The organism is Mycobacterium sp. NGS34 (genome assembly GCF_059812845.1).
In genome coordinates this window covers 657,342-672,445 of the sequence record NZ_JCALDM010000001.1, presented here as the reverse complement: position 1 = coordinate 672,445, position 15,104 = coordinate 657,342, and the positions used below count along the sequence as shown (strand labels likewise).

Sequence of the window (15,104 nt, the reverse complement as noted above, 5' to 3'; positions counted from 1 at the left end):
CGGGGACATCGCGCGTGCGCCCGCTGACCGCGCTACGATTTTCCCACGACGGGGGCGTTGCCGGAGGTGCGGAATGTCATTCCTGTTCGCGGTTCCCGACGTGGTTTCGACCGCCGCCACGGACTTGGCGGGCCTCGGTACATCGCTTGCCCGGGCCAATTCGGCCGCCGCCGCGCAGACTACCGAGGTGCTAGCGGCGGGCGCCGATGAGGTGTCGGCGGCGGTGGCCGCCTTCTTCGGCGCGCACGCCCAGGGTTATCAGGCGCTCAGCGCCCAGGCGACGGCCTTTCACGGCCAGTTCGTCCAGGCCCTGACCGCGGGCGCGGCCGCCTATGCCAGCGCCGAGGCGGCCAACGCCGCCGCGGCGGCCAACCCGTGGCAGGTCCTGCAGCAAGACATCCTCAACGCGATCAACACGCCCACCGAGCTGCTGCTGCAGCGCCCGCTCATCGGCAACGGCACCAACGGCTTGTCGGGCACCGGCCAACCCGGCGGGGCCGGCGGCCTCCTGTGGGGCAACGGGGGCAACGGCGGATCCGGCGCGCCGGGCCTGCCCGGCGGGAGCGGCGGGCCCGCCGGGCTGTGGGGCAACGGCGGCGCCGGCGGGCCGGGTGGCCTATCGACCGTGACGGGCGGCGCCGGTGCGGGCGGCGCCGGCGGCGCGGGCGGTTTGCTCTTCGGCAACGGTGGGCCGGGCGGCGTCGGCGGGGTCAACACCAACACGGCTGGCCTTGTCTCCGGCGGAGCCGGCGGTGCGGGCGGCAGCGCGGTCGGGTTATTCGGCAGCGGCGGGGCCGGCGGCGTCGGCGGCGCTGGTTCGCTTACGCTGCTGGGTTCCGGCGGGCACGGCGGCCAGGGTGGCCATGGCGGGCTGCTGAACGGCGACGGAGGCAACGGCGGCAACGCAGGGGTGGGTGCCCTTGGCAGCTTCGGGGGTAGCGGCGGCGCCGGAGGGACGCTGAGCGGTAACGGTGGCGCGGGCGGTGCTGGCACCGTGGGCAATCCCGGAGGCAATGGAGGGAATGCCGGGCTGATCGGGCACGGCGGCGGCGGCGGCGCCGGCGGGACCGGAGGGAATATCGTTGCCGACCAAAACGGCGGCGCCGGCGGAACCGGCGGTCTCGGCGGAGCGCTGTTCGGCGGGGGCGGTCACGGCGGCGCCGGCGGGCAAGCCACTCTTGGCGCTGGCGGCAACGGGGGTGCCGGCGGCAGCGCCATCGGGCTGTTCGGGACCGGCGGCGACGGGGGCAACGGCGGTGCTGCCACCGTCGTCGCCAAAGGCGGAGACGGCGGCGCCGGCGGCAACAGCGGGATCATCGGCGGCGGCGGCAACGGCGGCAACGCCGGCTACGGTAATTTCCCGGCCAACGGCGGCAACGGCGGAAGCGCCAAGCTGGTCGGCAACGGCGGCGCCGGAGGCAACGGCTTCATTGCCGGCAGCGTGCCCGGGCAAGGTGGCACCGGCGGCCTGTTGCTCGGGGTTCCCGGGGCCGACGGAGGCGTCGGGCCGTAGTGGAGCCCGTTGGCCAATAACGCGACATTTGCTGTTTGCACCAAGTACCATCTGGTTGCTGACTACACGGCTCCACCATTACCCGCGCCGGACGGCGCCCTGTCGGAGCGCTCGTCTGGAGGTATTCCATGTCGTTCGTGTTCGCTACGCCGGACGTAGTATCAGCCGCCGCAACGGATTTGGCGAGCATCGGCTCGACGCTCAGTCAGGCCAACTCCGCCGCCGCGGCCCAGACCACCGAGATGGTCGCGGCGGGCGCCGACGAGGTGTCCGCCGCGGTCGCGGAATTCTTTGCTGCTCACGGCCAGGGCTATCAGGCGCTCAGCGACCAGGTGGCGGCATTTCACGACCAGTTCGTCCAGGCGCTGAACGCGGGCGCGGGCGCCTACGCCAGCGCGGAGGCGGCCAACGCCGCCGCCGCGGCGAACCCCTGGCAGACCCTCCAGCAAGACCTGCTGGGCGCGATCAACACGCCCACCGAGCTGCTGATGGGCCGGCCGCTGATCGGCAACGGCGCCGACGGCCTGCCGGGAACCGGCCAGAACGGAGGCGCCGGCGGGCTGCTGTGGGGCAACGGCGGTAACGGCGGGTCCGGCACGCCCGCCACCCCGTTCGCCTTCGGCGGACCGGGCGGCAACGGCGGACCGGCGGGACTGTTCGGCAACGGCGGCGCCGGCGGCGCGGGCGGGGCCACCAATGGCACCCTGTCGCCCGGGCCCGGTGGCGCGGGCGGCACGGGCGGGATCTTGTGGGGCAACGGCGGCGCCGGCGGGGTCGGCGGCTATGGCGTGTCCTCGACATTGGCCGGGACCGGGGGTCGCGGCGGTGACGCCATCGGCTTGTTCGGTAACGGCGGGGCCGGTGGCGAAGGGGGCTCCGGGGTCATCGGCAACTTGTCGACGAGCCACGCCGGTGCCGGCGGGCAGGGAGGCCACGGCGGCCTGTTGAACGGCGACGGCGGCGCCGGCGGCAACGCCGGGGCCGCCACGTACGGCAACGTGGCCGGCGACGGAGGCGCCGGCGGGCTGCTCCACGGCAACGGCGGCGCCGGGGGCAACGGCACGGGCGGCAAAGCCGGCGGCAACGGCGGGGCCGCCGGCCTCATCGGCGATGGCGGTGCCGGCGGGACCGGCGGCACGGCCGACCAAACGGTGCTCAATGAAGCCGGTGGAGTCGGTGGCAACGGGGGCGCCGGGGGCGCCCTGTTCGGCAATGGCGGCCACGGTGGCCTCGGCGGTCAATCGGCCTACAGCGCCGGCGGCGCCGGCGGCGCCGGCGGCAGCGGAGTCGGGCTCTTTGGAAACGGCGGTGGTGGCGGGGACGGCGGCCAGGGTCACGGCAACGGCGGGAACGGCGGCCGCGGCGGCAACGCCGGCGTCATCGGCAACGGCGGTAAGGGCGGCAGCTCCGGATTTGGCAGCACTCCCTTCCCGGGATCGGAGGGCGGCAACGGCGGCAACGCTCAGCTGATCGGCAACGGTGGCGCGGGCGGCAACGGCTACTTCGAACCCGGTGGGATCGGCGGCGGCGGCGGCCTGCTGCTGGGTGTGCCGGGGGCCGACGGTGGGCAGGGCCCGTAGCCCGACGAAATCGCCCCTGTGCGCGCGACGACCACGCTACGATTTTGCCGATCGGACGGGGGCGTTGCCGGAGGTGCGGAGATGTCTTTCCTGTTCACGACGCCCGACGTGGTTTCGACGGCCGCCACCGATTTGGCGGGCCTCGGATCCACGCTCAGCCAGGCCAACTCGGCCGCGGCGGTCCAGACCACCCAGCTGCTGGCGGCCGGGGAGGACGAGGTATCGGCGGCGGTGGCCGCGTTCTTCGGGGCGCACGCCCAGGAATACCAGGCCGTCAGCGCCCAGGCGGCAACCTTCCATGAGCAATTCGTCCAGGCCTTGAACGCCGGCGCGGGCGCCTACGCCAGCGCCGAAGCGGCCAACGCCGCGGCCGCGGCCAACCCGTGGCAGGTCGTGCAGCAAGACCTCCTCAACGCGATCAACACACCCACCGAACTGCTGTTGCAGCGCCCGCTGATCGGCAACGGCACCAACGGCTTGCCGGGGAGCGGCCAGGACGGCGGGGCGGGCGGCCTGCTGTGGGGCAATGGCGGCAACGGCGGATCGGGCGCGGCGAACTCACCAGGCGGCAATGGCGGGCCTGCGGGGTTGTTCGGCAACGGCGGCGCCGGCGGCGCCGGGGGTCTGAGCGTCACAAACTCGGTCAACGGCGGCAAAGGCGGCGCCGGTGGCACCGGCGGGCTGCTGTGGGGTAACGGCGGGCCGGGCGGCGCGGGTGGCGCGTACAACGGCGCCACCGTCGGCGGGGCCGGCTCCGGCGGTGCGGGCGGCGACGCCATCGGGTTGTTCGGCAACGGAGGCCTCGGCGGCGCCGGCGGGCTGGCACCTGGCGGGTTGGTGGGCGGCGCCGGTTCCGGCGGTCACGGCGGTCACGGCGGCCTGTTGAACGGCAACGGCGGCGCCGGCGGCGCCGCGGGCTCGCAGGGCTCCTTCCCCGGCACCGGCGGTGACGGCGGCGCCGGCGGGATGCTCAGCGGCGATGGCGGCGCCGGCGGCAACGGCTACGCCGGAAAGGCCGGCCACGGCGGGAATGCCGGCCTGATCGGCAACGGCGGCGCCGGCGGCGGCAACGACGCCGGCGGCACCGGCGGCACCGGCGGGAACGGGGGCACGTTGTTGGGCAACGGCGGGCGCGGCGGCGACGGCGGGCAAAACCTCTTTGCCTTTGGCGGCGCGGGCGGCGCCGGCGGCAACGCCATCGGGCTGTTCGGCCATGGCGGCAACGGCGGCAACGGGGGCCAGAGCCTCACGGTCGCATTCAACGGCGGCAACGGGGGGCACGGCGGCAACGGTGCCCTATTAGGCAGCGGCGGCGACGGTGGAAACGGCGGCGCCGGCAGCTCCATCACGAACAAGGCCAACGGCGGCGACGGCGGAAACGCCCAACTCGTCGGCAACGGCGGCGCGGGCGGGAACAGCACCGGCGTCGCCGCCACCCCCGGGGTGGGCGGCAACGGCGGGCTGCTGCTCGGGATCCCCGGCCCCAACGGGCACGCCGGACCCTGACGCTCGATCCACGGCCGGTAGCTGCTTGTCCTTCTTTCGCCCCTGTCTGAGGCTTCGGGATCGCGATACGATTCGCCTGTTACCGCACGGCTCGACGATCACCTGAGCTGGGCGACCGCCGGGCTGGACTGAGCCGGTGGGAGGTGCGGGATGTCATTTCTATTAGCGACTCCGGACGCAATGGCCACGGCCGCCACGGATTTGGCACGTATCGGTTCCGAGGTTGAAGTGGCCACTGCCGCCGCGGCGGCCCCGACGGTCGGGGTGCTGGCGGCGGGGGCCGACGAGATTTCGGCAGCGGTCGCGGCGCTGTTCGGCACGCACGCCCAGGGATATCAAGCGCTCGGTGCCCGAGCGGCCGCGTTTCACCAGCAGTTCGTGCGGGCGTTGAACGCCGGCGCCGGGTCGTATGCCACCGCCGAGGCGGCCAACGCCTCTCCTTTGCAGGCCCTCGAGCAGGAGGTGCTCAACGTGGTCAACGCGCCGACGCAGGCGCTGCTGGGGCGTCCGCTGATCGGTAACGGCGCCAACGGCACGCCCGGCACCGGCGCAAACGGCGGCCCCGGCGGGATCTTGATCGGCAACGGCGGCAACGGCGGCTCCGGAGGCGTCGGCCATCCCAACGGCGGCGACGGCGGCCCCGCCGGGCTGTTCGGCAACGGTGGCAACGGCGGCTCCACCGAGCTCGCCAAGGGCGGCAACGGCGGCCCCGCCGGGTGGTTCGGTAACGGCGGCGCCGGTGGCACCGGCATCACCATTGGGGGCGCCGGCGGCACCGGAGGCCTCGTGCTCGGCAACGGGGGGGCCGGCGGCGCCGGCGCCCCCGGCAGCGGCGGCGGCGGCGGTGGCGGCAGGGGCGGGTCCGCCATCGGGTTGTTCGGCAACGGTGGGGCCGGCGGCGACGGCGGCACCGGGGGCACCATTGGAGCTCCCGGCGGTCAGGGCGGCAACGGTGGCCTGTTGCACGGCCACGGCGGCAACGGCGGCAACGCCGGAACCGGCCCGTTGGGCACTCCGGGCGGCAACGGGGGCGCCGGCGGGCTGCTAAGCGGCCACGGCGGCAACGGCGGTGCCGGGTCGGCCGGCCAGCCGGGCGGAAACGGTGGGAATGCCGGGCTGATCGGTAGCGGCGGGGCGGGCGGCACCGGCGGGGCCTCGACGGGCCCACCCAACGGTGGTGTCGGCGGCATCGGCGGCCTCGGCGGGATGCTGTTCGGCAACGGCGGCCACGGCGGCACCGGCGGGCAATCCGTGCTTACCACCGGTGGCCTCGGGGGCGCCGGGGGTAACGCGGTAGGACTGTTCGGCAGGGGCGGCGACGGCGGCGACGGTGGAGCGAGCGCCGCGACCGCCGGGAGCGGTGGTCGCGGCGGCAACGCCGCGGTCATCGGCAACGGTGGTACCGGCGGCAACTCCGGAGCCGGCGCCCCTGGAGGTGCCGGCGGCAACGGCGGCAATGCCCAGCTGATCGGCAACGGCGGTGACGGTGGGGACGGTGTTCCGCCGCAGCCGGGCGGCGCCGGGGGCACCGGCGGGCTACTCCTGGGCTTGGACGGGGCGAACGGGCAACCGTGAACAGGGGCCGTGGACCGGCTCAGCGGTCAGTCGCTGGCGGGCAGCGGCTTGACCTCTTTGAGCTGCAGGGCGGTCTGACCGATGCTCAGGCTGCCGGCGCCGGGCTTGGTCACCAGCACCTCGGCGCCGGTCTCGTCGACGTAGCGCTTGCCCATCACGGTGCCGTCGGAGAACGCCGGGTCGAGCTCGCCGGAGCGCTCGCCGCCGATCGGCACCATCGGCGCGCCGCCGCAGCGCAGGTCGTCGAGGCTGTCGGCGCTGCGGACCACGATGACCTGGGTGTCACACACCTGGCTGGCGAGGCGGGTTCCGTTCTTGATCATTTTGGCGTTCCTAATGTTCGGAGATTTTCGACGATCTCGCGGCGCAGGACCTTGCCCGTGGGTGTGGTCGGCAACTCGTCGCGAAAGACTACCCGGTCGGGGGTGCGCGACCCGCGCAAACTCTTGCGGACGTGCTCGCGCAGTTCCTCGGGGTCGGGATCGATGCCCGCGACCGGCACCACCACGGCGACGATCGCCTGGCCCCACTGCGGGTCCTCGACGCCGACCACGGCCACGTCGCGCACGTGGGCGTGCTCGATGAGCACCTCCTCCAGCTCGGCGGGCGCGATGTTCTCACCGCCGCGGATGATGGTGTCGTCGCTGCGCCCGCTGATAAAGAGGTAGCCGTCCTCGTCGAGCAGGGCCACATCGCGGGTCGGGAACCAGCCCTCGTCGTCGAGCACCGAGCCGATCCCGGTGTAGCGCCCCGACACCTGCTCGCCGCGCACGTACAGCTCGCCGCTTTCGCCGGGCGGCAGCACCGCGCCGTCCTCGCCGCGGATCTGCAGCTCGATGCCGGGCACCGGCCGCCCGACCGAGCCCAGCCGCTTGGCCACATGGGGTGCGGGCGCCGCGTGCGCCTCGCGATGGTCGTCGGGGCCAAGCACCGCGATCGTCGAGCTCGTCTCCGTCAGCCCGTAGGCGTTCACGAAGCCCACGTGTGGCAACAGCTCCAGCGCCCGGCGGACCAGTGGCAGGCCCACCTTGGATCCGCCGTAGGCCAGGCTGCGCAGCGACGCCAGCTCATGGCCGCCGCTCTCGAGGACGGTAACGATGCGGTCCAGCATGGTGGGCACCACCGTGGCCGTCGTCACCTTTTCGGCGTCGATCAGCCGCACCCATTCGTTGGCGTCAAAGTTGGGCAGGTACACCATCTTTCGGCCGGCGTAGAGGTTCGACAGCGCCGCGCTGACCCCGGCGATGTGATAGGGCGGCACACAGATCAGCGCCGCGTCGGCGGGTTCGGCCGATTCGAATTCGACGGTCCCGGTGACGTAACTGGTCAGGTTGTTGTGCGAGAGCTCGACGGCCTTGGGCGCCGATGTGGTGCCCGACGTGAACAGCACGATGGCCACGGATTCCGGGTCGGCGAACTCGGCCGCGGGCTCGGCCTCACGGGCCGCGGCCAGGAATTCGTCGGACGACATCACCCGCTGCGACGACTCCCCGATCATGTCGCGGTAGCGGTCGTCGACGATCACCAGCGGTTCGGGCAGCCGCTCGATCAGCGCCTGGATCCCCTCAGCGGAGAGCCGGTAGTTCAGCGGCGTGAAGGCGAGCCCGGCGCGCGCGGTCGCGAAGATCAGCACCGGCAGCATCGCGCCGCCGGTGCCCACATAGGCCACGTGCCTGGCGCCCGATCCCGCGACGACACCGGCGCCGCCGTCGGCCAGATCGCTCAGCTGCTGCGTCGTCAGCCGCAGCTCCCCGGAGACGACGGCAGTGCGCTCGGGGTTGCCCGACGCGGCCATCTCCAGCAGCAACGAAATGCTCATCTTCGATCCTTCGTGGATCCCCGCCCTTTACAAATCTAGCGCACAGTGTAAGCCATCTAACATCGTCGACTCGTAGCGCCCGACCACCACCGCGAGCAGACATAAAAGCCCCCGGCACGCTCGGCGTGTCGGAGGCTTTTGTGTCTGCTCGCCGGGTCAGGTGCCGGTCCAGCGCGCCGGACGCTTCTCCGCGAACGCGATCGCGCCCTCCTTGGCGTCGTTGGACACGAACACCGGGGCCAGGATCTTGTTCTGCTCCTCCCAGCGGGACTCCTGCGTCCAGCCGCGGGACTCGACGATGATCCGCTTGGTGGCGGCCACCGCGAGCGGGCCGTTGGCGGCGATCTTCTCGGCCAGCTCGATGGCGGCGTCCAGCGCCTTGCCCGGTTCGGCCAGCACGTTGACCATGCCCAGCTCGTGGGCGCGCTCGGCGGACAGGTTGTCGCCGGTCAGCGCCAGCTCCATCGCGATGGCGGACGGGATGCGCTCGGGCAGCCGCAGCAGCCCGCCGCCGCCGGCAACCAGCCCCCGCTTGACCTCCGGGATGCCGAACGCCGAGTCGCGCGACGCCACGATCAGGTCGGTGGCCAGCGCCAGCTCGGTGCCGCCGGCCAGCGCGAAGCCCTCCACCGCGGCGATCAGCGGCTTGACCGGCGGCCGCTCGGTGAAGCCCATGCCCCGGCCCGCGACGATGGGCACTTCGCCGCGCGCGAAGGCCTTGAGGTCCATGCCCGCGCAGAACGACCCGCCCGCGCCGGTCACGATTCCCACCGACAGGCCGGTATCGCCGTCCAGCCGATCCACGGCGTCGGCCAAGCCCTGGGCGACCGCCGCGTTGACCGCGTTCTTGGCCTTGGGCCGGTTGATGGTGATGATCAGGATCCGGTCCCGTTGTTCGACCAGGACTTCGGGTTCGCTATTGCCAGCTTCGTCGCTACCAGTCACGGTGCTGATGGTAACGGTCGACGGAAACGGCATTGGCACCAGTCGAGAGTCCCGTTACCGGGACGGCCCTCAGGCCGGGGCCATCGCCGCCTCGATGACCGTCAGCTCTTCGGAAAGCCCAGCGGCCCTGCGTATTTCGATGAAGTCAGCGACCATCGCCTCGGTCACCTCGTGCGGGTCCTTGAGGGTGGCCCCGTCGGAGAGCACCGAGATGTTGAGCTGATCGACGTAGCTCCACACGGTGATGTTGAGGCCGCTGCCGGCGGTCAAGGGCCCCACCGAATAGATCTCGGTGACCAGCGCGCCGCCCACGCGGCCGCGCTCGCGCGGACCGGGCACGTTGGAGATGTTCAGGTTGAGGATCTTGTTGTGCCCGTCGCGGCCGGAGGCCCACCGGAAGAAGGCCTGGGTGGGCGCGGGCGGCATGTACGCCGCCCAGCGGCTGACCAGCTCGGGCCCCATCAGCTGGTTGCTTTCCTTGGCCGCGATGGCGTTCTCGTGGGTGCAAGCCACCCGCTCCAGCGGGTCATCGGAGTCGGTCGGCAGGCCGATCAGCACGCCGGTGAAGCGATTGCCGGAGATGCGCTCCGGCGAGAAGTCGAAACTCATCGGCACCGACGCCAGCAGCGGCTCGGCCTGGCCGTCATAGCGCAACTGCAGGGTGCGCAGCGCGCCGGTGGCCATGGCGAGCACCATGTCGTTGATCGTCGCGCCGAGCCGCTTGCCGGTCTCCTTGACGTCGGCCAGCGCCAGGGTGGCGGTGGCGAACCGGCGCTCCGCGGTGATCTTGTGGTTGATGAAGGTCGGCGGCGGCTCGAACGGCCGGGTCAGTTCCGGGGACAGCTTGCGGGAGCTGCGGCGGACCCGGCCCAAACCCTCCGCGGTGTAGCGGACGGTCGCGGGGATCCGCCCGAGGTGGCGCAGGTGATCGGCGAACGCCGAACTCATCAGCTGCCGCGGGGTGGGGGCGGGGTCGGACTTGTACGGACGACCCTCGGGCGCGGGCTGCAGGTCCATGCCCCGGGCCAGCAGGTTCGCCGACGCGACGCCGTCGGCGAGCGCGTGGTGGATCTTGCCGACCACCGCGATCCGGTTGTTGGCCAGGCCCTCGATGAAGTACATCTCCCACAGCGGGCGGGTGCGGTCCAGCGGGGTGCTGGCAATCCGACCGATCGCCTCGTCCAATTCGCGGCGGCCGCCCGGCTCGGGGAGCCGCCACGGCCGGATGTGGTACTCGAGGTCGACCTCGCAGTTCTCGCGCCACATCGGATGGTGGAACTTGAACGGGATTTCGACGAGCTGATAACAGAACGGCTCGAGTTTGTTCAGCCGGCCGGCGAGCACCTGGCGGAAGGCCTCGATGTCGAACTCACGCCGATCGGGAGCCAGCTCGATCACCGCGGCTTTGATGGTGTGCATGTGCACGTTCGGCGTCTCGCTGTACAGCAGTACCGCGTCCCAGCCGCTGAGCCTTTTCACCGCTGTCCCTTACCCATAGGGGGACATTACCCAGCGGCGCGAGCTCAGATAACCTCTTTCGCGCCGATCTTTTTGGTGCGGTAGACCTGGTTGAGGAACAGCGATGCGGCGTGCGCCGCCGCGCCGGCCCGCTCCCCGTCGATGAGGTCGTATCCGTGGCCTGCGCCCGGCAGTTCCAGGTAGCCGACGATCGAATGTGAAACGGCGCGCAGCCGTTCGACGAAGCCGCGCGCCTGCTCGACCGGGATGACGCTGTCCTTGCTGCCGTGAATCACGAGGAACGGCGGGGCATTTCGATGCACGCGCGCGATCGGCGACGCGTCGCGGAACACCTCGGGGTGCCGCGCGATCGACTTCTTGACGACCACCCGCTCCAAGAAATCGACGAACCGCACCCGCTCGGGGGTGGAACGGTCCTCCCAGTCGTAGCGGCCGTAGATGCCGACCACCGCGTCCACCGAACTGTCGGCACCCTCGGGCAGTTCGGTCCGGTGCGCTGGGTCGTCGTGGGTCAGTCCGGCCAGCGCGGACAGGTGCCCACCGGCCGAACAGCCCGCCACCGCAACGAAATTCCGGTCGCCGCCGAACTTGTCGACGTTGGCGCGCGCCCACGCGATGGCGGTCTTGACGTCGGTGATGTGGCGCGGCCAGCGGTGGTGCGGCGCGACGCGGTAGTCGATCGCCAGGCACACCCAGCCCTGCTCGGCCAGCCTGGACATCAGCGCGGAGCCCTGGCCCATGGACCTGCCGTGCACCCAGGCGCCGCCGGGCACGAAGATCAGGACGGGCGCGGGCTGCGCGGGCAGGTCTTTGCGCCGCCAGACCTCGAGCACCTGCGCCGGGTGGTCGCCGTAGTGGACGCCGCGGCGGTAGAGGTAGCGACGCCGGCGGATCGCGTCCCAGATCGGCGGGGTCCGCTCCGCGGTGGGCCACTCGAGGTCGAGGTCCGCGGCCGACACGACGCCCCGTAGCGCGGCGACGGAGACCTCCCGGACGCTCTGCGGGTCCGCGACCGGCACCTCGTCGGCGTGGGGCGTCAGCCAGTCCTTGGTCAGGGCGGACAGGGCTTGGGGTGCGTGGCGGGCGCCCCAGACGCTCATCGCGGTCAGCGCGCCCAGCGGTTCCAGGCGCTTTCCGACGACCGGCAGCGAAGCGCTGGCCACGCTCAGGGCCAGCATGTAGTCGGCGGGGCCGGCCCGCAGCAACCACTTCACGCAGGGTGTCATGCGGGGTGCCCTCGCAGTCATGTACGGACTGTACCCCCGGGCGGGCAGCTGAAACTGACGTTTGCGTTAGAGAGCGGGGGCGGGTTTGCCGGTGACGCGCCGGCGTGTCACGGCGAGTCGGGCGGCGTACCAGATGGCGCTCATGGCGAACATGGCCGCGGTGAGCAGCAGCCACCTGCCCAGGAATGGCTGCTGGGTTTGCCCGGTGGCCGCCGCGTAGGTAGTGGCGCCCTGCTCGATGATGCCCGGCAGGAAGATCAGCAGCGTCAGCCCGGCGCCGAGGCCGGGCACCCGAATGTGGTTGCGGGCGCTGATGTTTGGACGACGGCGTGCCCGCGCGAACAGCACCCGGTCGGCCAGCGCGTAGAGCGGGAAGAGCAACAGGTCGTGGGCGATCACGGCGGCGGCCAGCCAGACGGCGATCGACTGCCACCAGGTGCCGGAGTTCCACAGGGTCGCCGGCTTGAAGGTGGCGAGGACGTAGCCGAGCAGGGCGAACCCGGACACCATCGTCAGCAGGTGCAGCGGGCCGGACCCGTAGACCGTCGCGAAACGCCGTGAGAATGACGCCATCTCAGCTCGGCTCGAACTCGATGGACGCGACCCATTTGGTGTTGTGCACTCCCGGTAGCGCCGGCACGATGATCCGCGCCGGATAGCCGTGGTCCAGCGACAGGTCTCCGCCGTCGACCCGCAGCGCCAGCAGGGCGTCGGGGTCACGGACCTGGTTGGGCTGCAACGTCGCCTCGCCGAACGCGCCGCCCCGCTGCAGCGACGTCACCCGCGCCGTGCGGGGGACGGGCACGCCCACGATTCGGGCCAGCTCGGCCAGCCGTACCCCGCTCCAGGTCTGTACGGTCGACCATCCCTCGACGCACGCGATCGGCAGCCGCGCCGTGTGCTGCGCCAGCCCGGCCAGTGCGTCGCGGTCCAGCGCCACCACCGTCGCCCCGCTGCGCAGGACCAACCGCCAACTCGCGCCGACGCTTTCCGGCGCGATGCCCGCGGCGACGGCGGTTTTGTTGACCGGAAAGTCGTTACCCCTCCCGCGCGGCAGCAGCAGCACGGCGCCGCGGGATGCCCCGCCGAGGGTCTGGCCGGCCGTCAGCACGCCCACCAGCGCCACGCCGGAGCCGACCAGCGCCAGGGCGCCGCGGCGGCTCAGCGTCGGCTCGGCCGGGTCGGCCGACACCAGGCCGTCCGGATCGGGCGCTTCCGGCCGGGTGTCGCTTCGGTTGGTGCGCAACACTTCTCGCAACGACAGCGACCGCAACCCGGTGATCATGCGCGGGATCTTCAGCGTGATGTGCATCAGAAACCCGGCGATGAAGACCCACGCCCCGAAATAGTGGGCGTCGTAGAAGCTGAACCCGAATATGTAGTCGTACTGGATGTTGAGCACCCCGGTGACGATTTCGAACAACACGCCGCCGACCAGCATCAGCAGCGACAAACGTTCCAGCGCTTGGGCGATGGAGCGGGCCGGCGGCCACACGAACAGCCGCGGGATCACCGACCACAGCTTGGCCAGCACCACCGGGATGATCACCAGGCCCAGCCCCACGTGCAGGCCCTGGGTCAGCCGGTACAACCACGACGGGCGCGTCGGCCAGTCGAACGTGGGCAGGCGCAGCCAGCCCACGTCGGCGGGGATCGCCTGGCCGAGCCGCGGCCCGTAGGCGATGTAGGACAGCAGCCCGGTGAGGATGACGATCGGCAGGACGATCAGCAGCACCAGCCCGAACACCGACGTCAGCCACGGGCCGCGCAGCGGGCTCCGAAATGCTCCCGGCCGCCGCGCCCCTGGCGGCGGGTGCCGGTCGAGCGCGCGCCACAGCCCGGCGGGAAACCCGTAGTCGCTCACCGGGCGGCCAGGTTCGCGATGACCCGGCCGCCGATCAGCCGGACGCCGGTCAGCGTCAGGCCGACCTGCGCGGCCAGCGTGGCGGCGCTGTCCACACCGACCGTCGCCCAGCGGAACCAGGGCCCCACGTCGCGGTCGGTCTCCAGGCGCACCCAGCGCGGGCGGATCCCGATGGCGTCGGTTTCGAACTCGGCCACGCAGCGCCCGCCGCGGCCGAGCAGCTCGGCGGCACGGGCCAGGATCCGCCGCGGGTCACCGCCGATGCCGACGTTTCCGTCGACGAGCAAAACCGTTTGCCAGCAACCCATTCCGGGCAGCGGCTCGAACACGTCGCCCAGCAGCGCGGGCGCGCCGCCGCGGCCCGCCAGGCGGATCGCCGTCGCCGATCGATCGATGCCGAGCGCGGGGATCCCCCGCTGGATGAGCTTGGCGACCAACCGCCCCGGCCCGCACCCCAGCTCGATCGTCGGCCCGGTGCACATCTGCGTCACCGCCTCGTCGAAGACGTCGTCGAAGGCGTCGCGCGGCGGGCTGCCGGGACATCGCTCGCCCAGCCACCGGTGCGCCGGCAGCGGCCGAACCTCGCCGTCCTCGTGCCGGACCCAACAACTCTCGCCACCGAGCGCCCGATCGTAGAGATGCCCCAGCATGTCACGCCTCTCGCATGGTGCGCGACCGGGCGGCCCGGACGCGCCTCGGCCCCGTCCACGGGATACGCCAGCGTTTCGATCAACGGGATCGATACCCCGATTCGCGATCGGCTAACCGGGCACGCGCTGTTCACGGGAGTCATTCGGCGCCGGAACCGGTCCGGATGGGTCTGGACTATGACGAGCCGGCGTCGAACAGGAACTCGTCCAGCAGTTGGTTCACCCGGGGCGGGTCCTCCAGCGCGGCGAGGTGCGCGACTCCGTCCAGCACGGTGAACGACGCGCCGGGGATCGAGTCCGCCATGGCCCGGGTTTCGGCCACCGGGAAGGTGGCGTCCTCGGCGCCGGCGACGACGAGCACCGGGGCGGTCACCCCGGCCAGCAGCGCGCGTTGGTCCGGCCGGTCGGGGACCACGCTGCGGACCGCCCAGCGCGCCGAATCGATGTCGACGGCGCGCAGGTTCGCGAGGACGGTCTCGACCACCTCCGGGCGGTCGCGCAGCGTGGTCGGACCGAGGAAGCTGCGCACCGCCGCCCGCGTCAGCGGCGGCCGGATACCGCCCAGCGCCGCCGCCACCCGCAACATGGCCGAATACCGAACCCGTTGGACGACACCGGCTTTCGATGCCGTGCAGTTCATCAAGACGGCGCGGTCGAGGCGGTCGGGATGGCGGGCGGCGAACGTGGCGCCGATCATTCCGCCCCAGGAATTGCCGACGAAGTGCGCCTTGTCGATGCCGAGCCCGTCCAGCAGGTCGACGACGCAGCGCGCGCAGTCGGCGAAGCTGAAGGGCGCGTGCAGGGGCGCGCTGCCGCCGTGGCCCGGCGGGTCGATGAGCACCATGCGGTGGGTCGCACCGAAACGCGCGGCCTGGCCGGCCCAGAGGTCTCCGGTCATCAGCAGGCTCGGCCACATCAGCACGGCCGGCCCGGTGCCCGGGCTGACC

At 72.3% G+C, this 15,104-nt stretch carries 13 protein-coding genes; 4 read left to right on the top strand and 9 right to left on the bottom strand.

Annotated elements, in window-relative coordinates; genetic code table 11:
• Positions 1 to 73 precede the first annotated feature (73 nt).
• From AC5Y7V_RS03290 to AC5Y7V_RS03275, 4 genes are all read left to right on the top strand, one after another.
• Positions 74 to 1,513 (top strand): PE family protein, encoded by a 1,440-nt coding sequence (locus AC5Y7V_RS03290; RefSeq protein WP_499878602.1) that lies wholly within the window; start codon positions 74 to 76, stop codon positions 1,511 to 1,513.
• 128 nt (positions 1,514 to 1,641) lie between these two features.
• Positions 1,642 to 3,093 (top strand): PE family protein, encoded by a 1,452-nt coding sequence (locus tag AC5Y7V_RS03285; RefSeq protein ID WP_499878601.1) that lies wholly within the window; start codon positions 1,642 to 1,644, stop codon positions 3,091 to 3,093.
• An 81-nt stretch (positions 3,094 to 3,174) separates the two neighbouring features.
• Positions 3,175 to 4,599 (top strand): PE family protein, encoded by a 1,425-nt coding sequence (locus tag AC5Y7V_RS03280; RefSeq protein WP_499878600.1) that lies wholly within the window; start codon positions 3,175 to 3,177, stop codon positions 4,597 to 4,599.
• 150 nt (positions 4,600 to 4,749) lie between these two features.
• On the top strand, positions 4,750 to 6,174 hold the full coding sequence (locus AC5Y7V_RS03275; RefSeq protein WP_499878599.1) for a PE family protein: 1,425 nt from the start codon (positions 4,750 to 4,752) through the stop codon (positions 6,172 to 6,174).
• 26 nt (positions 6,175 to 6,200) lie between these two features.
• Here the strand turns inward: AC5Y7V_RS03275 and AC5Y7V_RS03270 are convergent, their stop codons facing one another.
• The 9 genes from AC5Y7V_RS03270 to AC5Y7V_RS03230 form a co-directional block, all read right to left on the bottom strand.
• Complete coding sequence (locus tag AC5Y7V_RS03270; RefSeq protein WP_066968398.1) at positions 6,201 to 6,497, bottom strand: hypothetical protein; 297 nt, start codon at positions 6,495 to 6,497, stop codon at positions 6,201 to 6,203.
• Complete coding sequence (locus tag AC5Y7V_RS03265) at positions 6,494 to 7,993, bottom strand: class I adenylate-forming enzyme family protein (protein ID WP_499878598.1); 1,500 nt, start codon at positions 7,991 to 7,993, stop codon at positions 6,494 to 6,496. The genes AC5Y7V_RS03270 and AC5Y7V_RS03265 overlap by 4 nt, the downstream gene beginning before the upstream one ends.
• 156 nt (positions 7,994 to 8,149) lie before the next feature.
• Complete coding sequence (locus AC5Y7V_RS03260; protein ID WP_499878597.1) at positions 8,150 to 8,938, bottom strand: crotonase/enoyl-CoA hydratase family protein; 789 nt, start codon at positions 8,936 to 8,938, stop codon at positions 8,150 to 8,152.
• A gap of 69 nt (positions 8,939 to 9,007) precedes the next feature.
• The gene (locus AC5Y7V_RS03255; protein WP_499878596.1) at positions 9,008 to 10,417 is read right to left on the bottom strand and encodes a WS/DGAT/MGAT family O-acyltransferase; all 1,410 of its coding nucleotides are present in this window, start codon (positions 10,415 to 10,417) and stop codon (positions 9,008 to 9,010) included.
• 44 nt (positions 10,418 to 10,461) lie between these two features.
• The gene (locus AC5Y7V_RS03250) at positions 10,462 to 11,664 is read right to left on the bottom strand and encodes an alpha/beta hydrolase fold domain-containing protein (RefSeq protein ID WP_499878595.1); all 1,203 of its coding nucleotides are present in this window, start codon (positions 11,662 to 11,664) and stop codon (positions 10,462 to 10,464) included.
• A gap of 45 nt (positions 11,665 to 11,709) precedes the next feature.
• A complete protein-coding gene (locus tag AC5Y7V_RS03245; protein WP_499878594.1) occupies positions 11,710 to 12,216 on the bottom strand; it encodes a hypothetical protein in 507 nt (168 codons plus the stop codon).
• 1 nt (position 12,217) lies between these two features.
• On the bottom strand, positions 12,218 to 13,507 hold the full coding sequence (locus AC5Y7V_RS03240; protein WP_499878593.1) for a molybdopterin-dependent oxidoreductase: 1,290 nt from the start codon (positions 13,505 to 13,507) through the stop codon (positions 12,218 to 12,220).
• Complete coding sequence (locus AC5Y7V_RS03235) at positions 13,504 to 14,157, bottom strand: class I SAM-dependent methyltransferase (RefSeq protein WP_499878592.1); 654 nt, start codon at positions 14,155 to 14,157, stop codon at positions 13,504 to 13,506. Before AC5Y7V_RS03235 ends, AC5Y7V_RS03240 begins: the two co-directional genes overlap by 4 nt.
• Positions 14,158 to 14,332: 175 nt before the next feature.
• Positions 14,333 to 15,073 carry an alpha/beta fold hydrolase gene (locus AC5Y7V_RS03230; RefSeq protein ID WP_499878912.1) on the bottom strand — a complete coding sequence of 247 codons (741 nt, stop codon included), beginning with the start codon at positions 15,071 to 15,073 and terminating at the stop codon, positions 14,333 to 14,335.
• Positions 15,074 to 15,104 lie beyond the last annotated feature (31 nt).